This window comes from Amycolatopsis sp. cg13 (assembly GCF_041346965.1).
In the GTDB taxonomy this organism is placed as follows: domain Bacteria; phylum Actinomycetota; class Actinomycetes; order Mycobacteriales; family Pseudonocardiaceae; genus Amycolatopsis.
Genome location: NZ_CP166848.1, coordinates 6,255,187 through 6,278,917, shown reverse-complemented (window position 1 = coordinate 6,278,917; position 23,731 = coordinate 6,255,187). Strand labels below are relative to the sequence as shown.

24 protein-coding genes are annotated in these 23,731 nt (G+C 68.5%); 6 read left to right on the top strand and 18 right to left on the bottom strand.

Features of this window, described 5'->3' with window-relative positions:
- The first annotated feature begins 18 nt into the window (after positions 1 to 18).
- The gene (locus AB5I40_RS29235) at positions 19 to 990 is read left to right on the top strand and encodes a helix-turn-helix transcriptional regulator (RefSeq protein WP_370933435.1); all 972 of its coding nucleotides are present in this window, start codon (positions 19 to 21) and stop codon (positions 988 to 990) included.
- On the opposite strand, the gene AB5I40_RS29230 is transcribed toward AB5I40_RS29235, so the two are convergent.
- Complete coding sequence (locus AB5I40_RS29230) at positions 981 to 1,898, bottom strand: SDR family oxidoreductase (RefSeq protein ID WP_370933433.1); 918 nt, start codon at positions 1,896 to 1,898, stop codon at positions 981 to 983. The two genes, AB5I40_RS29235 and AB5I40_RS29230, sit on opposite strands and share 10 nt — an antisense overlap.
- A gap of 154 nt (positions 1,899 to 2,052) precedes the next feature.
- Here AB5I40_RS29230 and AB5I40_RS29225 point away from each other — a divergent pair, with 154 nt between their 5' ends.
- Entirely contained in the window at positions 2,053 to 2,613 is a 561-nt protein-coding gene (locus AB5I40_RS29225; RefSeq protein ID WP_370933431.1) for a DedA family protein, read from the top strand.
- Here AB5I40_RS29225 and AB5I40_RS29220 read toward each other — a convergent pair.
- On the bottom strand, positions 2,567 to 3,697 hold the full coding sequence (locus AB5I40_RS29220) for a serine hydrolase domain-containing protein (RefSeq protein ID WP_370933429.1): 1,131 nt from the start codon (positions 3,695 to 3,697) through the stop codon (positions 2,567 to 2,569). The two genes, AB5I40_RS29225 and AB5I40_RS29220, sit on opposite strands and share 47 nt — an antisense overlap.
- A gap of 63 nt (positions 3,698 to 3,760) precedes the next feature.
- Here AB5I40_RS29220 and AB5I40_RS29215 point away from each other — a divergent pair, with 63 nt between their 5' ends.
- Positions 3,761 to 4,315 carry a TetR/AcrR family transcriptional regulator gene (locus AB5I40_RS29215; RefSeq protein ID WP_370933428.1) on the top strand — a complete coding sequence of 185 codons (555 nt, stop codon included), beginning with the start codon at positions 3,761 to 3,763 and terminating at the stop codon, positions 4,313 to 4,315.
- Here the strand turns inward: AB5I40_RS29215 and AB5I40_RS29210 are convergent.
- Positions 4,312 to 5,217: a LysR family transcriptional regulator gene (locus AB5I40_RS29210; protein WP_370933426.1), complete on the bottom strand. Its 906-nt coding sequence runs from the start codon at positions 5,215 to 5,217 to the stop codon at positions 4,312 to 4,314. The two genes, AB5I40_RS29215 and AB5I40_RS29210, sit on opposite strands and share 4 nt — an antisense overlap.
- 87 nt (positions 5,218 to 5,304) lie before the next feature.
- On the opposite strand from AB5I40_RS29210, the gene AB5I40_RS29205 reads away from it, so the two are divergent.
- Entirely contained in the window at positions 5,305 to 6,204 is a 900-nt protein-coding gene (locus AB5I40_RS29205) for an EamA family transporter (RefSeq protein WP_370933424.1), read from the top strand.
- Between the two features lie 3 nt (positions 6,205 to 6,207).
- Here the strand turns inward: AB5I40_RS29205 and AB5I40_RS29200 are convergent, their stop codons facing one another.
- The 4 genes from AB5I40_RS29200 to AB5I40_RS29185 all read right to left on the bottom strand — a co-directional run bounded on the left by AB5I40_RS29200 (position 6,208) and on the right by AB5I40_RS29185 (position 9,285).
- Positions 6,208 to 6,864, bottom strand: a complete 657-nt coding sequence (locus AB5I40_RS29200) for a hypothetical protein (RefSeq protein ID WP_370933422.1) — start codon at positions 6,862 to 6,864, stop codon at positions 6,208 to 6,210.
- A gap of 84 nt (positions 6,865 to 6,948) precedes the next feature.
- Entirely contained in the window at positions 6,949 to 7,611 is a 663-nt protein-coding gene (locus tag AB5I40_RS29195; RefSeq protein WP_370933420.1) for a DedA family protein, read from the bottom strand.
- Between the two features lie 109 nt (positions 7,612 to 7,720).
- Positions 7,721 to 8,914: an RNA polymerase sigma factor gene (locus AB5I40_RS29190; RefSeq protein ID WP_370933418.1), complete on the bottom strand. Its 1,194-nt coding sequence runs from the start codon at positions 8,912 to 8,914 to the stop codon at positions 7,721 to 7,723.
- Positions 8,911 to 9,285 carry a YciI family protein gene (locus AB5I40_RS29185; RefSeq protein WP_370933416.1) on the bottom strand — a complete coding sequence of 125 codons (375 nt, stop codon included), beginning with the start codon at positions 9,283 to 9,285 and terminating at the stop codon, positions 8,911 to 8,913. Before AB5I40_RS29185 ends, AB5I40_RS29190 begins: the two co-directional genes overlap by 4 nt.
- A gap of 101 nt (positions 9,286 to 9,386) precedes the next feature.
- On the opposite strand from AB5I40_RS29185, the gene AB5I40_RS29180 reads away from it, so the two are divergent.
- On the top strand, positions 9,387 to 9,809 hold the full coding sequence (locus AB5I40_RS29180; RefSeq protein ID WP_370933414.1) for a nuclear transport factor 2 family protein: 423 nt from the start codon (positions 9,387 to 9,389) through the stop codon (positions 9,807 to 9,809).
- Between the two features lie 60 nt (positions 9,810 to 9,869).
- Here AB5I40_RS29180 and AB5I40_RS29175 read toward each other — a convergent pair whose 3' ends face one another.
- The 11 genes from AB5I40_RS29175 to AB5I40_RS29125 form a co-directional block, all read right to left on the bottom strand.
- Positions 9,870 to 10,982 carry an ABC transporter ATP-binding protein gene (locus AB5I40_RS29175; protein WP_370933413.1) on the bottom strand — a complete coding sequence of 371 codons (1,113 nt, stop codon included), beginning with the start codon at positions 10,980 to 10,982 and terminating at the stop codon, positions 9,870 to 9,872.
- On the bottom strand, positions 10,979 to 11,974 hold the full coding sequence (locus AB5I40_RS29170) for an ABC transporter ATP-binding protein (RefSeq protein WP_370933411.1): 996 nt from the start codon (positions 11,972 to 11,974) through the stop codon (positions 10,979 to 10,981). The genes AB5I40_RS29175 and AB5I40_RS29170 overlap by 4 nt, the downstream gene beginning before the upstream one ends.
- A gap of 4 nt (positions 11,975 to 11,978) precedes the next feature.
- Positions 11,979 to 12,914, bottom strand: a complete 936-nt coding sequence (locus AB5I40_RS29165) for an ABC transporter permease (protein WP_370933409.1) — start codon at positions 12,912 to 12,914, stop codon at positions 11,979 to 11,981.
- Positions 12,911 to 13,912: an ABC transporter permease gene (locus AB5I40_RS29160; protein WP_370933408.1), complete on the bottom strand. Its 1,002-nt coding sequence runs from the start codon at positions 13,910 to 13,912 to the stop codon at positions 12,911 to 12,913. Before AB5I40_RS29160 ends, AB5I40_RS29165 begins: the two co-directional genes overlap by 4 nt.
- An 87-nt stretch (positions 13,913 to 13,999) precedes the next feature.
- Entirely contained in the window at positions 14,000 to 15,682 is a 1,683-nt protein-coding gene (locus AB5I40_RS29155; protein WP_370933406.1) for an ABC transporter substrate-binding protein, read from the bottom strand.
- A gap of 427 nt (positions 15,683 to 16,109) precedes the next feature.
- On the bottom strand, positions 16,110 to 16,586 hold the full coding sequence (locus tag AB5I40_RS29150; protein ID WP_370933404.1) for a uridine kinase: 477 nt from the start codon (positions 16,584 to 16,586) through the stop codon (positions 16,110 to 16,112).
- A 44-nt stretch (positions 16,587 to 16,630) separates the two neighbouring features.
- Entirely contained in the window at positions 16,631 to 17,068 is a 438-nt protein-coding gene (locus AB5I40_RS29145; RefSeq protein ID WP_370933403.1) for a DUF2304 domain-containing protein, read from the bottom strand.
- 10 nt (positions 17,069 to 17,078) lie between these two features.
- On the bottom strand, positions 17,079 to 17,837 hold the full coding sequence (locus tag AB5I40_RS29140) for a glycosyltransferase family 2 protein (RefSeq protein WP_370933401.1): 759 nt from the start codon (positions 17,835 to 17,837) through the stop codon (positions 17,079 to 17,081).
- A 6-nt stretch (positions 17,838 to 17,843) separates the two neighbouring features.
- Positions 17,844 to 19,790 (bottom strand): DUF6541 family protein, encoded by a 1,947-nt coding sequence (locus AB5I40_RS29135; RefSeq protein WP_370933399.1) that lies wholly within the window; start codon positions 19,788 to 19,790, stop codon positions 17,844 to 17,846.
- An 83-nt stretch (positions 19,791 to 19,873) separates the two neighbouring features.
- Positions 19,874 to 21,178: a hypothetical protein gene (locus AB5I40_RS29130; RefSeq protein ID WP_370933398.1), complete on the bottom strand. Its 1,305-nt coding sequence runs from the start codon at positions 21,176 to 21,178 to the stop codon at positions 19,874 to 19,876.
- On the bottom strand, positions 21,175 to 22,194 hold the full coding sequence (locus AB5I40_RS29125) for a glycosyltransferase family 2 protein (protein WP_370933396.1): 1,020 nt from the start codon (positions 22,192 to 22,194) through the stop codon (positions 21,175 to 21,177). The genes AB5I40_RS29130 and AB5I40_RS29125 overlap by 4 nt, the downstream gene beginning before the upstream one ends.
- Before the next feature lie 111 nt (positions 22,195 to 22,305).
- Here AB5I40_RS29125 and AB5I40_RS29120 point away from each other — a divergent pair, with 111 nt between their 5' ends.
- A complete protein-coding gene (locus tag AB5I40_RS29120) occupies positions 22,306 to 23,403 on the top strand; it encodes a UDP-N-acetylglucosamine 2-epimerase (protein ID WP_370933394.1) in 1,098 nt (365 codons plus the stop codon).
- The last annotated feature ends 328 nt before the right edge of the window (positions 23,404 to 23,731 follow it).

Sequence of the window (23,731 nt, the reverse complement as noted above, 5' to 3'; positions counted from 1 at the left end):
GTTAGGCGGGAGGTAGGTGTGCGGGCTGAGCGTCTGGTCGCGCTTCTCTTCACGCTGCACCGCAAACGCGCGGGCACCGTCGGGGAGCTGGCCGACGAGCTCGGCGTGACCGAACGGACGCTGCGGCGCGATCTCGCCGCGTTGCGGGAAGCCGGCGTGCCGCTCTGGAGTGAACCAGGGCGGCACGGCGGCATCCGGCTCGTCGACGGCTGGCGTTCGAAGCTCGACGGCCTCACCTCTCGGGAGGCCGTCGCGCTGCTGGCCCTCGACGTGCCGGACGCGCTGGCGGGGCTCGGTCTCGGCACCGCGGTGGCTGCCGCACACGCGAAAGTGTCCGCGAGCATGCCCGCTCAGCTGCAGGAACAGGCGCGGACGGTCGCCGGGCGGTTTCATCTCGACGCCTCGGCCTGGTTCAGCTCGCCGGACGACGCCGCCGCGCTGCCCGCGGTCGCCAAGGCGGTGTGGACTCAGCGGCAGCTCGACGTGCGCTATCGGCGGCGCGACAAGATCACTCGGCGGACGCTCGATCCGCTCGGGCTCGTGCTGAAAGCCGGGGTTTGGTATCTGGTGGCGCGGGTCGGAGGAGACCTGCGGACGTATCGCGTTTCCCGGCTGGAGGCAGTCGCCGAAACCGGCGAAACCTTTGCGCGGCCGGAAGAATTCTCGCTCGCTGACTGGTGGCGTGCGTCGTCGGCGGAGTTCGAGAAGATGCCGCTGCCGTTGAAGGTGACGGCTCGGCTCGACCGGTCCGCGGCGGGGGCGTTGCGGCGGGTTTTCGGGCCGGAGCACGTGAACGAGGTGCTGGTGTCGCTCGGCCCGAGGGACGACGACGGGTGGGCCGAGGCCGAGTTCGCCATGGAGGGCAAGGAAGTCGCCGTCGGACAGCTGGTTTCACTCGGCCCCGGCGTCGAGGTGCTGACCCCGCCGGAGATCCGCGCCGCGGTCGCGGAATTCGGTCAGGCGCTCGCCGACCGCAACCGTCAGCGGTAGCCGCTGGCGTCGGCGGGCTTTCCGGGTTCCTGGACCTCCTCGATGTATCGCCACGCGTCCGGACGGCTGCCGTCCACGTCGTCGATCTCGTAGACCTTCGCCAGCTGTCCGCTGGAAACGGTCTGGCCGGTCCAGCGGTGCCGGTCCGCGTCGGCGGCGAGCGCGACGACCGTGCGGCCGGAGAAGACCGGCGACTCCGAGATCACGAAATGCGGCTCACGGACGGCCGCGTCCCGCCAGTTTTCCTCGGTGACCTCGAAAATCTCCAGCATCGCCTCCGAACGCAGCCAACCCGGCGTGAACGCGATCGCCGTGCAGTCGTGCGCCTTGAGCTCGGCCGCCTCGCCGACCGCCAGGACGTTGATCGCCGCCTTGGCCAGGTAGTACGGCAGCGAAGTGCCCTCGCGGTACTTCCGGTTGTACTCGGCGGTGCCGTCGGTCAGCTCGATCACCAGCCCGCCCGGACGCCGGATGACCAGCGGAAACAGATGGTGGCTGGTGATCAGGTGGGCGTCGAGGGACAACCGCATCATCCGCAGGCTGGCGTCCAGCGAATGCTCCCAGACCGGTTTGCCCCACTCCAGGTAGCGGTCGCCGCCCCAGATGCCGTCGACCAGGATGTCGAGCCCGCCGTGCTCGGCGTCGATCCGCTGGGCGAGCGCGGCGACCTCGTCGCTCACCAGATGGTCGACCCGCAGCGCGCTTCCCTTGCCGCCGGCGGCCTCGATCTGCTCCAGAGTGTCCTCAATGGTCTCCGGACGGTCCACTTCGGACCGTCCGGCACGCGTCGTGCGACCGGTGACGTACACGTACGCCCCGGCCCGGCCCAGTTCGACCGCGATCGCCCGGCTCGCCCCGCGCGTGCCGCCCGCCACGAGCGCGACCTTGCCCGCCAGTTCCCCGCTCATTCCGTTCGTCCTCTTTCTCTCGGTGAACCACTAGCGTGCGTGCGAACCCTGACATCCCCTGTCCGGGTTCTGGAAATCTGTGTCCCGGCTGTGCCTTGCTGTGAAGTGCCGATGATTGGGACTCATCGGCGCTGGCGGAGCGGTTAATAGAGACATGGACGCTACGACGGCTGGGCTGGTGGTGCTGTTCGTCGTCTCGCTGGTGCCCCTGTTGCCCACCGAGGTGACGCTGCTCGGCATGGGCGTGGCCGCCGCGCAGCACGGGGCGTCGCTGGCTGTCGTGATCGCGGTCGCGAGCCTCGGCTGCCTGCTGTCTGACCAGGCGTTGTACGCGCTCGGGCGGTTCGGCGGGGCACGGATGCTGACCCGGCTGGGCCGTCGGCGCAAGCTGGCCGCCGGGCTGACCTGGCTCGACGGACGCCTGCAGCGGCACCCGCGGCCGGTCCTGGTGGTCGCGCGGTGGTTGCCTTCCGGCGGGACGGTCGGAGCGCTGCTGGCCGGCTCGTTGCGGTGGCGGTTCGCCGAGTTTCTGACCGCGTCCGCGGTGGGCGTGCTGCTCTGGACGTCGTACGTCGCGTTTCTCGGCTACGCCGGTGGCCAGCTCGTTGCCGAGCCAGGAGTGAGCCTGGCGTTGTCGCTGACCATCGCGGTGCTGCTGGGCTCGGCGATCACGGTCGGGATTCGACGGCACGCAGCGCCGAGTACAGCGCCCTGATCAGCGGTTCGTTCTCCGGAGCGGCCGCGGCGGGGAACGGGATGCGACGGCGGGTGTAGCCGTACGCGATGCCGTTGCGCGGGTCGGCGAACGCCTGCTGGCCGCCTGCGCCGCTGTGGCCGAAACTGCCCTGGCCCAGCTCCGGGTAGCGCTCGCCGGTGGCGTGGAATCCGATGCCGAACGCCTTCTGCTCGCCCAGCACCACGTCGCGTCCGATGGAATGGATCTGCGCGAACTCGGCGGCGATTTCCGGCTTCAGCAAAGGCGATTGGCCGTCCAGCGGGCTGATCGCCGCCGCGTACATCCGGGCCAGGCCGCGGGCTGAGGCGACCCCGCCGAACGACGCCGAGCCGAGCCGTCGGACTTCGGGCAGGTTCGGCAGTTCCCACACTTCCGGGCCGTCCGGGTGGTGCCGGTTGAACGCGATGCCCTGGAGGCTGTTCGCGGCTGGCAGCGGGAGCTGCCGTTCGGGAGTCAGCACCATCGGTTGGGTGGCAACGAATCGCGGCTCCAGTTCGGCGGGCAGGCCGAGGTGGAAGTCCACTGTGTACGGATCGCGGACGCGGTCGGCGAAGTTTTCCTGGAGGGTGCGGCCGGTCGCGCGGCGGACGACTTCGCCGCTGAGCGCACCGATTACCAGCGCGTGATAACCGAATGCGGTGCCAGGCCGCCAGAACGGGCGTTGCCGAGCCAGGCGTTCGGCGACAATGCGGTCGTCCGCGAGTTCCGCGCGGCTGAAGCCTTCGTCGGAGCCGACCAGCCCGGCTCGGTGCGCCAGGAGGTCTCGCAGGGTGACGTCTTGTTTTCCTTCGACGGCGAACTCCGGCCAGTAGTGGCGCACTCGCTGGTCCAGATCCAGCACGCCGTCCTGGACCAGCAGCGCGACGGTCAGATGCGCTGCCCCCTTCGACGCGGAGTACGCGCCGAGGAGGGAATCTCCGTCGATGTCCTCGCCGGTCCAGAGATCGACCACTTGCTCGCCGCGGTGGTATGCCGCCAGTTGCGCGGATCCGTCGGCTACTGCCGCGAACTCGTCCCGCACCTGCTCGAAGCCGGGCCGCACGGTGCCCTTGATGTCTGCCATACCGCCACGCTACACCTGTTTGTAACCAATGGTCACTAATTCTTCTCGGTAGAGTCCCCGGCTATGACCCGACCGCGGCCCGGCCGTCCCGCACAGCTCGATCGCGAGCGGATCGTCGACGCGGCGTTGTCCGCCGGGAATCTCGACACGCTGACCATGCGCGAGCTGGCCGCGCGGCTCGGCGTGACGCATGGCGCGCTCTACCGCTGGGTCGCCAATCGGGACGCGCTGTTCGATCTGGTCAGCGAGGTGGTGCTGGACCGGGTGCTTCCCGAGGAGGGGCCGCCGCGCCGATCTTGGCGGCCGTGGCTCGCGAGAGTCGCGTGGGCGATGCACGACCAGTTTCTCGCGGTACCCGGTTACGCGACCCGATTGTCCCGGCCGCATCGGCACAACGCGGATTCGTTCGGCCGGCTCCGCACCGAGGTCGTCACCGCGTTCACGAATGCCGGTGTGTCACCGGAACTGGCCGAGCAGAGCTGGTACATCTTCATCACCTGCACGGTCAGCTGGCTCGCCGTCCGGGAAAACCCGCTCGACCTTGGGCCGGACGCACCGCGGTTTGAGCTTTTCCTCGACACGCTGCTGCGGGGGTTGCCCGCCCGGGAACCCAGCTAGGTCGTGAGGGCGGCTACTTCGGCGCGCATTTCGTCGATCACGGTCGCGACCGCTGGGCGATTCGCCGCACCGGTGCGGCACACCACTTCCACCAGCCGTGCCGCGCGGATTCCGGCCAGCGGGCGGCCGACCAATCCGCTGCCGCGCCGAGTGTCCATTGTGTACCGAGGCATCAGCGCGATTCCGTGCCCGGCCGCGATAAGCCGTTCGGTGATGCGGAAATCGTTGATGCGCTGGACGATCTGCGGCCGCACGCCGGTGCGCACGGTCAGCGAGCGAAGGACGTCGTCGACCGGGAAACCGTGGTCGACCGAGATCCAGCGTTCGTCCGCGAGATCGGCCAGGCCGACGCGACGGTTGCGGGCGAGGCGGTGGCCGACCGGGAGGGCGACGTCCAGCGGTTCGCGCAGCAGCGGGACCACGTCGAGACGTTCGGTGTCGAACTCGGCCGCGTGCTCGTCGCGGTGGGCGACGACGACGTCGTAATCGGCGACCAGGCCGGGCACCTGCGGCGGGACCATGTCGACGTCGCGGACGTCGACCTCGAGGTTCTCGTGCTGGTCGATGCGACGCAGCAGGCCGGGCAGGAGCATCAGGCCGGCGGACTGGAAGATCGCGATCCGCACGCGTCCGCGCGGGGCGCTGCGGTAGGTGTCCAACTCCGCTTCGGCGCGGTCCAGCGCGGCCAGGACGTCGTCTGCGCGGGCGACGAGCGCGCGGCCCGCGTCGGTGAGCCGAAGGCCGCGACCAGCCGGTTCGGTGAGCGCGATGCCGACCTCCGTCTGCAACGCACGCAGCTGCTGCGAGATCGCCGACGGCGTGCAATGCAACGCCTGAGCAGCGGCGGTGACGCTGCCCCGATCGGCGAATTCGCGCAGCGTCCGGAGCCTGCCCAAGTCCATCCGGGCAGTGTATGTGAAGCAACGCTACACAGTCAGTGCAGTTATTCTCGCTAGTGCTTCAAAGTTTGCCTAGGCAGAGTAAGAAGCATGGCCATCCGGGACCGTTTGCTCGCCGTGTTCGTCGCCGTCCTGTGGGGCCTCAACTTCATTGCGATCCACGCCACACTCGGCCAATTCCCGCCGATGTTCGCGGGCGCGCTGCGGTTCCTGCTGATCGCGATCCCGACGGTGTTCCTCGTGCCGTGGCCGCGGGTGAAGCTGCGGTACCTCCTCGGGTACGGGCTCGGGTTCGGCACCGGGCAGTTCGCGTTCCTGTTCGTCGCGATGCACCTCGGGATGCCGACCGGGCTGGCGTCGCTGGTGCTGCAGGCGTCGGCGCCGTTCACCGTGCTGCTGGGCGCGGTGCTGCTGCGGGAACGCGTCTCCGGACGGCAGCTGGCCGGGATCCTGCTCGCGGTGGCGGGGATGACCGCGATCGCGTGGCAGCAGTCCGGGCAAGCGGCGCTGGTGCCGGTGGTGCTGACCTTGCTGGCCGCGCTGAGCTGGGCGATCGGCAACCTGAGCATGCGCCGCGCGGAGCCGGACAACCCGCTGCACCTGACGCTGTGGATGTCGGTGGTGCCGCCGCTGCCGATGCTGGCGCTGTCGAGCATCTTCGAGGGCCCCGGTGCCGCCTGGCACTCGCTGACGACGCTCGGGACCAAGACGGGCCTGATCGGCGTCGCGGGGCTGGCGTACGTGGTCATCTTCGGGACAGTCATCGGGTCCGGCATCTGGACCACCCTGATGCGCCGCAACCCGGCGGGCGTGGTCGCGCCGTTCTCGCTGCTGGTGCCGGTGGTGGGGCTGACGGCGTCGTTCTTCATCCTCGGCGAGGTGCCGACGGTCCTGACGCTGGTGGCGGCGGCAGTGGTGATCGGCGGGGTGCTGCTGGGGTCGCTGCGGCGGAAGCCCGCGGTCACGCCGGAGGAATTGCTGCCGGTGTGAGGGTCACCGGCAGCGGGCCGCGCCTTGGGGCGTGAATACGAACCTGTCGATGAACTTCGCCCCGCCATAGCGAGTCGCCAGCAGCACTGACTCCGGCTCGTCAGGCGTCCCGGTGACGCTTGTTCCTGGCTCGGTTCCGCTCCCGAGATGGAAAAAGACAAGCGGGTCGTCGAGGTGCACGGTGCCGTAAGCGAACGTCTTCGAGAAAGCCGGGTTGGGCCCGCCGAAAAGTACCGACGGTGGCCCAGCCTCGGCGAGGACTTCGCTGTGGCTCCGGTCGCGGGCACACCACGACCCCATCCGGTTTCGGAGGCGGTCGTAATCCGCTCGGGACAGCGTGTTGTCCAGGGTGAGCCAGCCGCGGAGGTGCGCGATCTCGGCGTAAACCGACGCCATGATGTGCGAGTCCCTCTCGCCCATTACGAGTTCGACCGCGCCGCTCACCCCGGTGGAGACGAACGCTCCCCGTGCCCGGAGTTCGGTCAGGTCATCGGCCAAGAGCCGCTCACATCCGTCGACGAACGCGACAGCATCGAGAAACAGCCGGAGCGCGCTTTCCCCGCCGTACATGCCCGGCCTGCGAAGGGCGGAGTTCAGCTGACGAAGCAGATAGTCGCGGACCTCGCCGATTGTGCGGCTCGTGCCGTTGTCACTGGTCATCGTTCGCTCTCTGTTCGGTTGCCCGGGAACAGAAATCCCCCGGCGAGTCCGCAGACTCACCGGGGGATTTCAGGGGCGAAAATCTCAGGCCACCGCGTCGTTCTTCTCGTCCGACGAAGAGGACGAGGACGACGCCGAGTCCGCCGCGTGGCGGGCCATGCGCTTCTTCAGCACCAGCGTCACCACCACGCCGATCACCAGCGCCGCTCCCAGGCCTGCCCACTGGAAGCCCTTCAGCCACTTGTCGGCGACCACGCCCAGGTAGTAGATGAGCGCCGTCGTTCCGCCCGCCCACACGATGCCGCCGAGGGCGTTCGCGATCAGGAAGCGCGGGTAGTGCATGTTGAGCGACCCCGCGAGCGGGCCGGCCAGGATGCGCAGCACCGCGACGAACCGGCCGAAGAACACCGCCCACATGCCGCGTTTGTGGAACATCCGTTCGGCGCTCGCGATGTGATCGGGGCCGAAATGCTTGGGGAACTTCCGGCCCGCCCACGCGAACAGCCGTTTGCCGCCCTTGCGGCCGATCAGGTATCCGATGCTGTCGCCGATGATCGCGCCCGCGGTGGCCAGCGCGCCGATCCACACCGGGTTCAGCCCGCTGTGCGACGACGCCAGCAGCGCCGCGCTCACCAGCACGATCTCCCCCGGCAGCGGGATGCCCAGGCTTTCGACCATCACCACCAAGCCCACCAACAGGTAGACCGAGAGCGGAGGGATCGCCTCCAGCACGTGGTCGATGTTCACTGCCAACCCCCTTGTGATTCGTGCCTGGTCTCCGCAGGGTACCCAGCTCGCGGCGATCCTCGCGTCCACCTGGAGTCGGGGGTGGGGTCCGCCTTCCGGCAGGGGTTTATCAGGGTTTTTCCGACATAACACGCAAAGCGCGCGATTCGAAGTACTCCCGTTCCGGCAGGCTCAAGGTGCGCTGGGCGGCGCGGACGTAGCAGTCGTGCGCGCCTCGCGGGTCGCCGGACAGTTCCAGGAGATGGGCGCGGACGACGTCGGCGCGGTAGTGGTCCACGTCGGTGCCGTCCAGTTCGCTCAGCGCGAGCGCCGGGCCTTCGACGCTGGCGAGCGCGACTAAGCGGTTGAGCGTGACCATCGGGCCGGGGGCGATCTGCTGGAGAAGGTCGTACAGCACCAAGATCTGCGGCCAGTCCGTGGCGTCGGCGGTCGGGGCTTCGTCGTGCACCGCGGCGATGGCGGCCTGCAGTTGGTACGGGCCGACCGGAGTGGTGGCCAGCGCGTGTTCGATGAGCGCGCTGCCTTCGGCGATCGCGGACGCGTCCCAGAGCGCGCGGTCTTGTTCGGCCAGCGGCACGGGGATTCCGTCCGCGCCGGTGCGGGCGGGGCGGCGGGCGTCGGTGAGCAGCATGAGGGCGAGCAGTCCGGCGACCTCGCCGTCGGCAGGCAGCAAGGCGCGCAGTTGCCGGGCGAGCCGGATGGCCTCGGCGGTCAGTTCGACCCGGTTCACCGCGTCGCCGGAACTGGCGGTGTGGCCTTCGGTGAACACCAGGTACAGCACCTGCAAGACCGCGGCGACGCGTTCCGGCAGCTCGTCCTGCGGCGGCAGAGCGAACTCCGCACCGCGCAGTTTGTGTTTCGCCCGGCTGATCCGTTGGCCGATCGTCGGCTCCGGGACGAGGTACGCCCGCGCGATCTCGGCGGTGGTCAGGCCGCCGACGGCGCGCAAAGTGAGGGCCACTTGCGACGGTCGGGTCAACGCCGGATGGCAGCAGAGCAACAGCAGGGTGAGGGTGTCGTCCTGCTGCGGCACGAGTTCGAAGGACGGCGGTTCCAGCGCGGCCACCGTCTCCTCACGACGGATGCGCGCGGCTTCGTTGCGCCACATCTCGATCCGCCGCCGGGAGGCCGTCGTGATGAGCCAGGCCTTCGGATTGTCCGGAACACCGTCCTTCGGCCATTGCACGGCGGCGGCGAGCAGCGCCTCCTGCACGGCGTCCTCGCATTTGCCGAAATCGCCGTAGCGGCGCACGAGCGCGGTCAGCACCTGCGGGATGAGATCGCGCAGGAGGCTATCGATCACAGCTCGAAGTCCACGTCGCCGGTCAGGCCCATCACCGGCCGCACCTCGATCGTCGCGAACGGGGCCTCCGGGATCCGCGCGGCGATCTCCAGCGCGCGGGCCTCCGAATCGCATTCAAGCAGGTAGAACCCGGCGAGCTGTTCCTTGATCTCGGCGAACGGGCCGTCGGTGGTGCTCACGCCGTCGGTGCGCACGTGGACCTGCTTCGTCAGTTCCGGCGCGGCCAGCCGCTCGGAGACAATCCGCTCGCCTTCCAGCTCCTCGTGGAACCGCTGGTAGGCGCGCAGGCCCTCGGCCTTCTGCTCGTCGGTCATCCCCGCCCAGGCCGCACGCGACGCCGGGTTGCCGTAGATCAGGACCAGATACTTCACCGGAAGCCTCCTCGAAAAGTTTTCTACCCCTGATGTCGAAGCCGCGCGGACAGCTTCGACGTCCCGGACGTAACCCGCATCCGGGAAAAGGAGAACACAAAATGTCCGAGAACGAGATCCGCGACCTGCTGGCCGAGCACACCGCCGCGACGCACGCGAAGGACCCGCAGCGGCTCGTCGCCTGCTACACGGACAAGGCGGTCCGGTTCGACCTCGCCCCGCCGTTGCGCACGACCGGCGCTTCCGCGGAGTACGTCACGCAGTGGTTCAGCACCTTCGATGGTCCGATTTCCCGCACCTACCACGACGAGGAGATCACCGTGTCCGGCGACCTGGCGGTGGTGACGGCGCTGACCAAATTGACCGCGACCCCGCAAGGCCAGAGCGAATCGTTCACTCTCTGGTTCCGCAGCACGTTTGCCTTGCAGCGTCGCGAAAACGGCTGGCTGATCTCGCACGAGCACAGCTCGACGCCGTTCCACATGGACGGTTCGTTCCGCGCCGCCGTCGATCTCCAGCCCTGAAAAGCCGTGAGGGGAACCCTGAGGGAATCAGATTCCCTCAGGGTTCCCCTCACAGACGGTTCAGAGGATTTCGGCGGCCGAACCGACGTCCGGCGGTCCGAGGTCGGGGTTCAGCGCCCCGGCGTCGACCAGCTCCACCTCGACCTTGTGCGGCTGGATCCGCCCGTCGCGGATGTCCTCCGCGTAGTGGCACGCCACCCGGTGCCCGGCCCCGATCTCGCGCAGCTGCGGACGATCGGTGTCGCACAGGCTTTCCTGCTTCCACGGGCAGCGCGTGTGGAAGCGGCAGCCCGACGGCGGATTGGCCGGCGAAGGAAGGTCGCCGGCGAGCAGAATCTGCTCGCGGCTGTCCTCCACCACCGGGTCCGGCACCGGAATCGCCGACAGCAGCGCGCGCGTGTACGGATGCAGCGGGTTCTGGTACAGCTCCTCCGACGTCGTCTCCTCGACCAGCGCGCCGAGGTACATCACGCCGATCCGGTCGGAGATGTGCCGGACCACCGCGAGGTCGTGCGCGATCACCACGTAGGTGAGACCGAGCTCTTCCTGCAGATCCTCCAGCAGGTTCACCACCTGCGCCTGCACCGAAACGTCCAGCGCGGACACCGGTTCGTCGGCGACGATCAGGTCCGGCTCCACCGACAGCGCCCGCGCGATGCCGATGCGCTGGCGCTGGCCGCCGGAGAACTCGTGCGGATACTTCCGCAGCGCGGTCTCCGGAAGGCCGACCGCGTTCAGCAGCTCGCGCAGCCGTTTCGCGGTGGATTCCTTGTCCTTGTCGAGCCCGTGCGCGCGCATGCCCTCGACGAGAATCGACTCGACCGACTGGCGCGGGTCCAGGCTCGACATCGGGTCCTGGAACACCATCTGCATCCGCCGCCGCGCCTTGCGCAACTGCTCGCCCTTGAGCTTCGCGACGTCGGTGCCGTCGAAGACGACCTTGCCGTCGGTCGGCTCGTTGAGCCGCAGGATCGCGCGGCCCAGCGTCGACTTGCCGCAGCCGGATTCGCCGACCAGGCCGTAGGTTTCGCCGCGGCGGATCGACAGGTCGACCCCGTCGACCGCGAACACGTGGCCCACCGTGCGGTCCACGACGATGCCGCGCTTGATCGGGAAGTGCACCTTGAGGCCGGTGACCTCGAGCAGCACCTCGTCGGTGTTCGCCACCGTCATCGGGTTCCTCCTCCTGCCGCCACGGCGGGTTGCACCGGGTTGTGGCAGCGCAGCAAGCCGTTCCGGTCGGGAACGAGCTCCGGCGAATGCTCCAGGCAGGCCGCGACCGCGTTCGGGCAGCGCGGCGCGAACGCGCACCCGCCGTCCCACGGGATGTTGTCGGCGACCGAACCGCGGATCGGCACCAGCTTCTCGCCGCGGCCCTCGTCGAGCCGCGGGATCGAGGCCAGCAGGCCGTGCGTGTACGGATGCCTCGGCTGCGCGAACAGCGAATGCCGTTCCTGGCGCTCCACGATCCGGCCGCCGTAAAGCACGTTGACCTCGTCGCAGAGCCCGGCGACGACGCCGAGGTCGTGCGTGATCATCACCAGCGCGGTTCCGGTGTCCTGCACCAGTTCCCGCAGCAGGGCGAGGATCTGCGCCTGGATCGTCACGTCGAGCGCGGTGGTCGGCTCGTCCGCGATGAGCAGCCGGGGACGGCACGCCAGCGCGATCGCGATCAGCGCGCGCTGGCGCATCCCGCCGGAAAGCTGGTGCGGGTACTCGGAAAGCCGCCGCGTCGGGTCGGGAATGCCGACCTTGTCGAGCAGTTCCGCCGCTTCGATCCGCGCCTTCTTGCGCGGCATGTCGCGGTGGCGCTCCAGCACCTCGGTGATCTGCAGCCCGATCGGGATGACCGGGTTCAGCGAGGACAGCGGGTCCTGGAACACCATGCCGAGATCGCGGCCGCGCCGGTCGCGCATTTCGCGGTCGGACAGGGTCAGCAGGTCGGTGCCCTCGAACCGCACCGAACCGCTGACGGTGTTGCCGCGCTTGGCGAGCAGCCGCATGATCGCGAGCGAGGTCACCGACTTGCCGCAGCCGGACTCGCCGACCAGACCGACCGTCTGGCCGGGTTCGACGTCGAAACTCACGCCGTCGACCGCGGTGAACGGGCTTTCGCCGCGGCGCTGGAACACGACCTTCAGGTCGCGGACTTCGAGAAGTGCCACGGGGTCACCGCCGGTTCTTCGGGTCGAGGGCTTCGCGGAGGGACTCGCCGAGCAGCGTGAACCCGAGCGCCACGATGATGATCGCGATCGCCGGGTAGTAAGCCAGCTCGGGCCGGATGTCGAGGAAGTGCTGGGAAGCGTTGCCCAGCATCAATCCCCACTCCGCGCGGGTCGGGTCCGGGTCGCCGAGACCGAGGAACGACAGCGCCGCGGCCTCCAGGATGGCGGTCGCCAGGGTCAGCGTCGCCTGCACGATCACCGGGCCGAGCGAGTTCGGCAGCATGTGCCGGAACACGATCGTCGTCCGCTTCACGCCGAGCGACGTCGCCGCCAGCACGTGGTCCGCCTCGCGCTGGGCGAGCATCGAACCGCGCAGCAGCCGGGCGAAAATCGGCACGCCGATGATCGACACCGCGATGATCACCGTCCACTGGCTCGGCTTCGCGAACAGCGCCGCGATCGAAATCGCCAGCAGCAGCGAGGGAAACGCCAGCAGCACGTCGACGATGCGCATGAGGACGGTGTCGACCCAGCCGCCGAACGCGCCCGCGAGCCCGCCGATGAGTGCGCCGAGCAGCACGCCGATCACCGTGGCGAGCACGCCGACCAACAGCGTCTGCTGCGCGCCGATCAGCAGCCGGGACAGGAAGTCGCGGCCGAAGTCGTCGACGCCGAGCGGGAATCCGGGCTGTGCGCCCGGGATGATGCCCCGGCCGAGGATGACCTTGTCCTGCAGATACCGGACCTGCGGGTCCTTCGGCGCGAGCAGCGGCGCGAAAATCGCCAGCAGCAGGAACAGCACGGTGATCACGCCGCCGACGATCGCCACCGGGCTGCGCAGCATCCGGCGCAGCGCCTCGGCGCCGAGGCTGCGCCCGCCCGCCGACGCCGCGGCGAGCTTGTCGATCGGTTCTTTCTTCTTGTTCAGCAGAGTGTTCACCGCACACGCACCCTCGGGTCGATGAGCCCGTAGGAAATATCCACGAGCATGTTCACGAGCACGTAGACCAGTGCCCCGAGAAGCAGCAGCGCCTGCAGCCGCGGGTAGTCCCGCTTGTCGATCCCTTCCGCCAGAAGGAATCCGAGGCCGCGGAAGTTGAAGACCCGCTCGGTCAGCACGGCGCCGCCGAGCAGCGCGCCGGTCTGCAGGCCGATCGTGGTGATCACCGGCAGCAGGGCGTTGCGCAGCACGTGCCGCTGGCGGACCACGGGCTGCGTGAGGCCCTTGGAGTTCGCGGTGCGGATGAAGTCCTCGTTGAACACGTCGAGCACCGACGCGCGGGTGATCCGGGTGATCACCGCGAGCGGAATGGTGGCAAGTGCCAGAGCGGGAAGAATGAGGTGCTTGATCGCGTCCCAGACCGCGTCCCATTCGCCGGTCATCATTCCGTCGAGAATGGCGAAATGCGTGACGACGGTGGCGTCGATGCCCGGAGCCTGCCTGCCTTGCGACGGCAAGCCGAGCGGCGTGGAAAGCAGGTCCTGCATCATGTAGCCGAGGAAGAAGATCGGCACCGCGACGCCGACCAGGGTCAGCACGATGATGACGTTGTCGACGATCTGGCCGCGGAACCGGGCGGCGAGATAGCCGAACGAAATGCCGGCCACCACGGCGATGATCATCGCGGTGATGCCCAGTTCAATGGTGGCGGGAAGGAACGTGCCGATCTCCGACATCACCGGCCGGGACGACACGAGCGAATTGCCGAAATCCCCGGTGACCGCGCGGCCGAGGAATTTGAAGTACTGCACGAAAATCGGCTGGTCGAGGCCGAGCACGTGGTTCAGGTTCGCCAGTTTTTCCGGCGTCGCCTTGTCCCCGAGCAGAGCGGACGCGGGCCCGCCAGGGAGTGAGCGCAACCAGGCGAACACCAGGATGGACAGGATGAGGAGCGTCGGGATCGCTTGTAGCAGCCGACGCACGAGAAAACGGAGCACGAGTAGTCCTTTGTGTACAGCCCGGGAACGAGGCCAAGGGCAGGCGCGGTAGCACCTGCCCTTGGCCTGGCTGCTCAGTGGTGCACGTCAGCCGATCGTGACGGTGTCGAAGCGTTCGTCGGTGAGCGGGCTGGCCACCACGCCCTTGATCTTCGGGCCGACCACGATCGCCGGCGTCGGGTAGGCGATCGGGATGGCGGGCAGGTAGTCCATGATCTTCTTGTTGGCGTCCTGGTACGCCTTGGTGTGCGCGTCGCCGGCCGGCGCGGCGTCCGCGTCGGCGAGCGCCTTGAACAGATCCGGGTTGTCGAAGCCGAATTCCGGCTTCTTGCGACCGAAGAAGGTGCCGACGAAGTTGCCCGCGTCGTTGTAGTCACCGGTCCAGCCGAGCAGGTGGATGTCCTGCTTGCCGTTCTGCTGCACGTCGTCCTTGTACCCGCCGTTCCACGACTCGGCGACCGGCTGCACGTTGATGCCGATGGCCTTCAGGTCCTCGGAAATCGCGGTGTAGGTGTCGGCCGGGTTCGGCATGTAAGGCCGGGTGACCTCGGTCGGGTAGTAGAACTTGATGGTCATGCCCTCGGCGCCGGCTTCCTTCAGGAGCTGCTTGGCGCGGTCCTTGTCGTACGGGTACTTGGTCACGTCGTCGGTGTAGCCGGAGATCGCCTTCGGCACGAACTCGGTCGCGACCTCGGAACCCTCGGCCAGCTTGGAGCGCACGAACTGCTCGCGGTTGATGCCGTAGGCCAGCGCCTGGCGGACCTTCGGGTTCTGCAGCTTCGCGCCGTTGGGGCCGCTCTGGTTGATGCCGAGGTAGAGCACGTTGAACGACGGGCGGATCAGCACCTGCTCGCCGTCGTTGCGCAGCAGCCCGTAGTCGGCGGGGGCCGGGAAGTCATACCCGTTGATGTCGCCGGCCTTGAGGGCCTGCTTGCGGGCGTTCTCGTCCGGGATCACCTTGAACACGAGCTTGTCCAGCTTGGCAGGCTGCGGCATCGTGCTGGTGTCGTTGCGCACCAAGGTGATCTGGCCGTTGCCCTGGTCCCAGCTCTCGAACTTGAACGGGCCGGTGCCGGTCGGGTGCTTGTAGCCGTACTCCGGGTACGTGATCGACGTGCCGGAGCCGGTGACCTTGTCCGCGTTGTACTTCTGCAGCGCGGTGGGGCTCTGGATCGCGAACGACGGCAGCGTGAACGCGGCCGGGAAGGCGCCCTTCGCGCGGGTCAGGTTCAGGACCGCGGTGTGGTCGTCCTTCGCCTCGCAGCTCTGGTAGACCGGCTTGCCGGTCGTGGTGCCCTCGTTGTTCTTGAAGCCCTCGAAGACGTCGCCGTAGTAGATCATCTGGCTCTGGGCGGTGGCGCCCTTCATGTTGTACCAGCGATCGAAGTTGAAGCAGACGGCCTTCGCGTCGAACGCGGTGCCGTCGCTGAACTTCACGCCCTGCTTGAGATCGAACGTCCAGGTCTTGCCGTCGTTGCTCGGCGTCCACTTCGTGGCGAGCGACGGGGCCAGGTCAGCGGTGCCCGGCTTGTTCTGGATCAGCGTGTCCAGCATCTGCCGGGTGATCCGGAACGTCTCGCCCTCGTCGTTGAAGATCGGGTCGAACATCTTCGGGTTGCCGGTGTTGCCGAAGACCATGGTGCCCCCGGAACCACCGCCTCCGGACTCGTCGCGCTTCGATTCCGCGCACGCGGACAGCGAGACCGCGAGCGCGCCCGCGAGTCCGATCAGAGCTGCCCGGCGTGTTCGGGTCAGCCGCAATTGCTGCATCTGGCACCCCTTGGGAATGTTCGGTGTATCGAAATTCACCGTCGGCGGTCAGTTCGGGAAGACCAGTGCGATCGGTGTGTTCGGTGACACTAGCGGGAACTCGGCCCCCGCTTAAGCACGTGAGGTTACGATCGCGCTACGTAAACCCCAAATTGACCGCAACGTGTCGGCAATTGTGCGCTCTGCGTAGCGAAAACCGCCGGTTTGGTACGTTGAGTGGCGGTTTGCTCACCCGGTTGGCCTAGCGGAGCGGGTTGTCCGTTCCGGGTGCCGTGGATGTTCCGGAACCCCTGCGACGGGCCTTCGGAGTTGCCCGCGAAGGGCACTGAAACAGCCCGAATGCACTCGAGTTTCCAGTGCTCGCGCATTCCGCGCAATAGCCGTTTTCGCTGGCCGCAAACCGATGTCGAGCAGGCATTCCGGTTGTTCAGACCAGCTGGTCCGCAGCCTCGCGAGTGCCGTCGACAGCGAACCAGCCGCGTTCGAACAACTGCCAGCGCCGCAGTTCGCCGCGGGCCGCTTCGCCGTCCCGGGCGACTGCCCTGGACAACCGTTCAGCCTCGGTGCCGCCCTCGATCCAGCACAGCCGCGAAAGCCGGGACCGGACCGCCTGACGTCCACTCGAGACGCCTTCCAGCACCAGCACCTCGGGCACCTCGACGCGCACCAGCACACCGGGCCGCGGCGTGCCGGAGGTCCAGTCCACCTTGCGGTACTCGCCGGGCCTGCCTTGCGCCAGCGGCGTCAGCACGCCGTCTTCCAGCTGCGGCCACCACGCGACGGGATCGTCCCAAGTGGCGAAGGCATCAGTACTGACCAGCGCCGCGCGCGAGCCGAGAGCGTCGACCGTCTCAGCGGCGAGAGTGGACTTCCCGGCCCCGGACGGACCGTCGATGGCGAGCACCCGGACGCCGCCGAGCCGGGGCGGAGCGGCGAGCAGTGCGGAGATCAGAGCACGCGTGCCGGGCTCGCTTCGGGCAGGCCGTCCACATTGTCAGGCGCGGACGTGCGCTTCTCCAGCTCGGCGATGCGCGCTTCCAGGTCGCGCTGGGTGTCTTCGAGTTCGCAGCGCAGCAACGCGGTCTCCTCGACCGCGGTCCGCACCTCTTCCTCCAGGTGCCCGACCTCGGTCGAAAGCTGCAACGCGACCAGCGCCAGCACCACGCCGGCCAGGAAAAACACGAAGTTCGACGGGGTGGCGACCCCGGTGAGATGCGCCAGGAACTCCGCGACTGGCGGGACCACCGCGAGCACCACGACGCCGAGCGCGACCACGAGCCAGATGCCGGCGTACTTCTCGCGCAGCTTGCGCCGCCGCATCATCTCGACGACGACGAGCAGCACCAGCGCCGCGATGACGATGCTCAGTACCTGCCAGCCTGCCATGGCAGCCTCCCTACGCCGCTGCGGACGAGTCGACGGACGGACGACGGCGCACGAGCGCGAGCAGCAGGGCGAGCCCCGCGCGGCCCAGGTACACCGCGGACTTCACCGGCGAATGGCTCGGCTTGCCGCCCGCCCGTTCGCGCATGACCACCGGAGTCTCCCGAATGGACAGCTGCGCCCGGATCGCCATGACCAGCGCCTCGACCGTGTCGCCGAGGTACTCGGCCGGGTAGTAGCCGGCGAACAGGCGGATCGCGCGCGGGCCCATCGCCTTGAACCCGGAGGTGACGTCGGTGAGCTTGCTGCCGGACAGCCTGCTGAACACCAGCGACAGCGCGACCATCGCGTACTTGCGCGGCCCGACCGCGCGGTAGGCGCCCTTGCCGGCGAACCGGGAGCCGATCGCGATGTCGGCGCCCTCGTCGAGGAGCCGCAGCAAGGCACCGACCTCGTCCGGGTCATGCTGGCCGTCCGCGTCGACCTGGACGACAGCGTCGTAGCCGCGTGCCGCGGCGTAACGGAAACCGGTGCGCATCGCGCCGCCCACGCCGAGGTTCACCGACAGCCGGGCCACCCGGACGCCGCAGGCGCGGGCGAGTTCGGCGGTGCGGTCGGTCGAACCGTCGTCGACCACCAGCACGTCCGCAGCCGGCAGCGACTGCTTGACCTGGGTGAGCACCGAAGCAACGCTGTCTTGCTCATTGAGCGCGGGCATCACGATGAGCACGCGTCGAGTGCTCACGGATGTGCTGGACACGGCAGTCACCATAACCGCTTACTGACCGTTCGCCGTGGTAGGGGCGGTCACGCCGGACTGTCCGGCGATTTCGTAGATCGTCGCGCCCTCGTTGTGGAACACCACGCGGAACTGCGGTCCGGGCCGGACCCGCGCCACGCCGACGGACTCGATCGCGTTTTCCGCGGCCTTCCCCCTGGCCTGGATCAGATAACGCACCCGCAGGTCGGTGAGGTCGGCGCGGACCTGCTGGTACTTGTCGATGTCGTTGACCCACGCGCTCAGGTACGCGGCCTTGGTGTTCGCCTCGGCGCCGTAGAAGGTCCACTCGACCGGCTGAACTCCGGCCAGCGCGTACATCCACGCGGACCCGTCGGACCGGTTGTTCATCACCCGCTCGCCCGGCACGGTGTGCTGGCCCAGCCAGGCGAAGGCGGCTTCCTCCGCCTTGGACACGGTCGGCCCGTCCTGGTAGGTGACGGCCAGCCGGCTCGCGTTGCGGCCGGCGTAACCGCCCTTGCTCAGGCCGCCGCACACCACCAGCAGCAGTGCGACCCCGACCACGCCGAGCATGGCCGGCTTGAGGTTGACCCGCGGCTGCACCTTCCGCGCGAACCAGGCGGCGGCGGTGTGCGCGAACTCTCCGAACGCGACCGCGCCCGCCAGCGGCACCAGCGCGGCGATCCGCCAGTGGTCGTTGTAGAAGAGGCTGGTCATCTTCTGCATGATCGGCGAGTTGATCGACACCGTCAGCATGAAGAGGCCGCCGAACACGACGTACGCGGCGACCAGCCACAGCATCCGCCGGTGCCGCACCAGCAGGACGAGCCCGACGAACGCGGGCACGCCGATCCACCACTGCGGGAAGTCCGACATCGGGGAAAACGTGATCGTCTGGCCGAAGCCGCCGGCGAGCGTGGTCTCCGGCGCCCAGTACGCGCTCGTGACCCCGCCGGCGTTGTACAGCGAGGGCAGCACCAGCGGCACGCCGAGCACGATCGCCAGCACTCCGGTCGCGATCAGCGAAGGCAGGCTGCGCCGCCATTCGATCTTCTCGAAACGGCAGAGAACGGCGACAAGAATGAGCAGGAAATAAACAACGACCACGAACACGACACTGGTGTGCAGACCGCACAACCCGGCCACGCCGACCCCGATCGCGACCGGACCGGCGATGCCGTTCGGCTTCAGCAAATAGCGGCCGAGCGCCAGCATCGCCGGAACCAATGCGACCCCGGCGACGTAGGGCCACAACGGACCGCGCCACAACGAGTCGTACGGGAAGGCGCTGAACCACGTGCTGACCGCGGCGGCCGCGGCGGCGCCGAGCGCGGGCATTCCCCAGACCCGGCACAGCGCGGCGACCCCGAACGGCACGGTGAAAATCACCGCCAGCGCGGCAAGGTTCAGCGTGGGCATCATGGTCAGCCCGCCCTTGCCGAAAACCAGCGCGAGCAAGGCGTGATACGTGTCGGGATAGAAGTAGTTGCCCTGGTTCGGCAGGTTGGCGATAGTGCCCACAGTGGACGGCCGGGCGTCGCCGTGTTCGGCGATCCAGCGGATCAGGTTGCCGTGGAACGGCGCGTCCCAGCCCTGCTGGACGGTGTTGATCCCGTTGGCGCCGCGCAAGAAAGTGACCGTGCCCACGCCCAGTGCGACGACGACGCCCGCCGCCATCACGAGGTGGTCGCGCAGCGGCAGCTTCTCCGGTTCCTCGCCCGCCCAGTCCGGGTGCCTGCGGGCACGCAGCCGTTGTGCCGCGAACGCCAGGCCGAAGCCGACGGCGGCGAGCACCAGTGTCCACAGCACGACGTCGAGGAGCGACCAGCGGATGCCGAGGCCGCCCAGCACCGGGACGCCGAGCGCGATGATCCCGAACGTCAGCAGCGGCGCCGCCGCCGCGAGCGTCCACCCGCGCAACCGGATGGCCGCTCCGAAGACGAGCCCAGGCACCCAGAATGCAAGCAGCACCAAAAGAACGTTCATCGAATTCGAATCCAACCCTGATTGGCTTTCGCCATCCGACGCGCGCCGGGAACCGGCGGCTCGGAACTCACACTACTGCGACGCTAAGAACACGCTTCACCCGTGTCAGACGTTGCTTCCGCGGACGAATTGGCGAGTACGAACACCAGTACGACGACGAGCCCGGCCATCGGCGCGACGGCGAGCGAAACGACGGCGCGCAGCACGGTGTCGCCCGGAACCGCGAGCAGCAACGCCGACGCGGTGACGGCGACCACTGCCCAGGTGATCAACACGCGGTTGGCCTGGGCGCGCGCCACCAGCACGGCGGTGAGCAACTGCATCGGCACCAGCAGCACCGAGGACCACACGAGCCCGGCGACCGCCCAGCCGTCCACCTGGTACTTGGGGCCGTTGACGAACTGCACCGCCCACGGCCCGATCAGCATGCCGACCAACGCGCCGAGCGCGGCGAGCGCGAGCGCGGCGAAGGTGCCCAGCAGCAGCACCCGGCGCAGCCTGCTCCGGCCGTCCTCGGTGGCGGAAAGCCGCACCACGAACGGCACGGCGAGCGACTGCACCGGCGCGACCAGCGTCAGCGGCAGCCTTGCGATGACCAGCGCGGCGAACACCGCGCCGATCCGGTCCCGGTCGCCGCCGGGGGCGAGCAGGCCGACCAGCGCGGGGTACCCGGTGATGACCGTCGCGGTGAGCGCCGCGCCGAGCAGCAGCATGAGCATCCGGCGGCTGGTGACGCCCCAGCCGTCGCCGTCCGCGCGGACGTCCAGCAGCCGCCACGCCTTGCGGATGAACAGCAGCCAGGCGAACGATCCGGCCGCGACCGCCAAGGCCAGCGGCACCAGCCGGTACGCGGTGGCGATCACCAGCAGGCCCAGCACCAGCGCGCGGACCGCGGGTTCGGCGACGATCAGCCCGGCGAAGTGCTTGACCTGGTGCTGGCCGATCAGCAGGCCGCGCACGCCGAACTGGCAGGCGAACGCGACCCCGCCGGCCACCACCACGAGAGCGAGTTCCCAGGTGCCGTGGAACAGCCGGTCGTTGATCGGCGGGATGAGCAGCGCCAGCCCGAACGCCCCCGCGGCCGCCGCCGAGACGGCCACCGCGCGCAGCGCTCCGCGACCCGCGACGCCGCCGGTCAGCGCCGCCGTCGCGGACTGCCGGGAGAGCTCCTGCTCCAGCGGGGACAACGCGCTGCCGAGGCCCATCAGGAGGCCCCAGAAGGTGAGGAAGGTCGCGTACTGGTCCGGCGGCAGCAGCCGCGCGCAGGCGACGGTGAGGACGTAGCCGAGGATGATCGCCACGATCAGCGAACCGCCGAGCTTGCCCGCGGTGCGATGGGTGTCCCGGACGACCCCGTTGGCCGCCTCGCCGGTGTCCGCCACGCTCATCGGCGCCGCAGCCGAGCGCGCAAGGCGAGGAACAACCCGCGGAACACACCCGAACCGAACCCGGCCGCGAACACCGGCAGCAAGGTGCCGACCGCACGCGCCTCGGCGGTGCTGGCCCCGCACTTCTTGACCGCGGCCGCAGCCGCCGCCGACCCGGCGATCCCAAGCGCGGCAGTCGTTTTCGGCTTCTTCACCGCCAGTCCGGCTCCGACCGCGCCGACCGCGAGCGCGCCGAACAGCGCGGTGCGCGCCGGCCCGGGCGAACCGAGATAGGAATCCACGTACGTGGTCCCCCGGAAGAATGACTGCGCCCAGAACTTCTTGAGCGAATCGCGGCCGTGGTAGGTCCCGGAGAACTGCGGGGCAAGGTGAATGCGCGCGCGTTCGGCGATCCAGCGCAGCATGCGGGTGTCGTCGCTGGCCAGCCGGACGTCGTCGAACAGCGATTCGAAAGCGGCGGCGGATCCCTCGAGCAGATCGCGGCGGGCGCAGAAAAATCCGGTGCCCTTCGGGTAGAGGTCGAATTCCTCGATGCCGAACGACGTCAGCTTCGGATCCGCGAAGTACTTGCGCCACGAGAATGCGACCAGCCCGGCCATGAAACCGGCGTAAGGATTGTGTTCGGACGCGACGTTGATGTGGCCGTTCCAAGCCGTGCGTTCCGGGTGGCCGGTCAGCTGGTCGCGCAGAAAACCGAGGCTGCCGGTGTCCACGAGCACGCGACTGTCCAGCAACAGCAGCCATTCGCCGGACGCCTTCGCCATTCCGGCCCGGCGAGCCTCGAACCGGCCGCTGTTGGACTGGCTCAGCACGGTGATGCCGTGCTGGTCGCGCAGCCGGGCGAGCCGGGCGGGCGTGCCGTCGGTGCTCCCGTCGTCCACGACAAGGATTTCCACCGGCCACCGCGCCGCCTCGGCCGAGGCGATCAGCGCGCCGACGCTGCGGTCGATCCAGTCTTGTTCGTTGTAGACCGGAATGACGACGCTGAGCGACGGGAGGGGCGGATTCGCACTCACCCCGGCGAGGCTACCCTGTACCGGGCGGGGCGGAGCGCACAGCATCCTGGCCCGCGCCGTTGACCTGCTGTTCACCCGGCTGTGGCCGGCCCGGAGATTGGGTGATCCACGGTGATTTCGTTCATTGTCGGCACCACCGCGGAACTGATCAAAATCGCGCCGGTCTTCCATCGCGTCGCCGAACGCGGAGCGAAACCGGAGATCTGGTTCACCGCACAGCACGTGGACGAGGTCGCGGACGTGCTCTCGGATTTGAAGCTGCCAGAACCCGCGCTGTGGTTCGTGCCGCGTGCGCAGGCGCACAATCTCGAATCCCCGGCACAGGTCCCCGGCTGGGCGGCGCAGGTCATGCGCACCGCGTGGAGCCGCCGCGCCGAACTGCGCGCCCGGTTGTCGTCGGACGGCCGCCCGCCGCTGGTGCTCGTGCACGGCGACACGTTCACGACGCCGTACGGGGCGTTGATCGGCAAGAAGGTCCTGAAGGCCCGCGTGGGCCACATCGAGGCGGGTACTCGGTCGGGCAGCATTCTGTCGCCGCTGCCGGAAGAACTGAACCGCAAAATCGCCGGGAAGCTGGTGGACATCCACTTCTCCCCCAGCGAGCGCGAAGTGCAGAACCTGCGCAACGCCCGCGGCGTCGTGGTGAACACCGAAGCGAACACGGCGATCGACTCGATGCGCCAAGTCGTAGACCAGCCGCTGGATGTCCCTGGTTTGCCGGAAAAGTTCGGCCTGGCAACCCTGCATCGGTTCGAACTGGTCTCCCGCGCGGATAAGTACCGCGAGGTCTTGGAAATCCTGCGCGCGCAAAGCCGCAAGATGCCGATCCTCTACATGGCAGGCGCCCCAGAACGGGAGAAGATCCGGGCCCTGGGCTTGGACAACCTGTTCGACGACAAGTTCATCGCCCAGCCGAAGATGCGGTACCTGAAGTTCCTGCCGCTGGTCGCCCGAGCCGAATACGTAGTCACGGACTCCGGCGGCCTGCAAGAAGAATGCGGCTACCTGGGCCTGCCGTGCGCCGTCCACCGAGCCCGCACCGAACGCCACGTAGGAATCGGCGAAAACGTAATCCTGACCGAAATGCGCGGCGACAAACTGCAGGAATTCCTAGACACCTACGAACACCGCCGCAGCGATTCCTGGATGGACAAATACCACCCGTCCGACATCGTAGTGAACTCACTCGCACAACTAGGCTACTGCTAACCCAGCCACAACCAGCCACCCCTAACCAACGCGCCCACAACGCGGGATCGCGTCGGCGTCTGACGGAGCTGCGTGCACGGCCCCCCGGGCCGGGCACGCAGCTCCGTCAGACGCCGACTTAAAGGCGATCCCGCCCGCGACGACGGAGTCGGCGCCAAAAACACAGTTGGCGACCTAACATCAAAACCAGAGCACGCGCCGCCCGAACAACGCCAGCCCTCGGCACGAAAGCTCACGACCAACCAGGCCATTCCGGCCCACAGTCGTTCGAGGCCAGTCACCAAACCCCTCGGTCCGAGGACCTCGGCGGCTCCTCTCGTCCCACAAA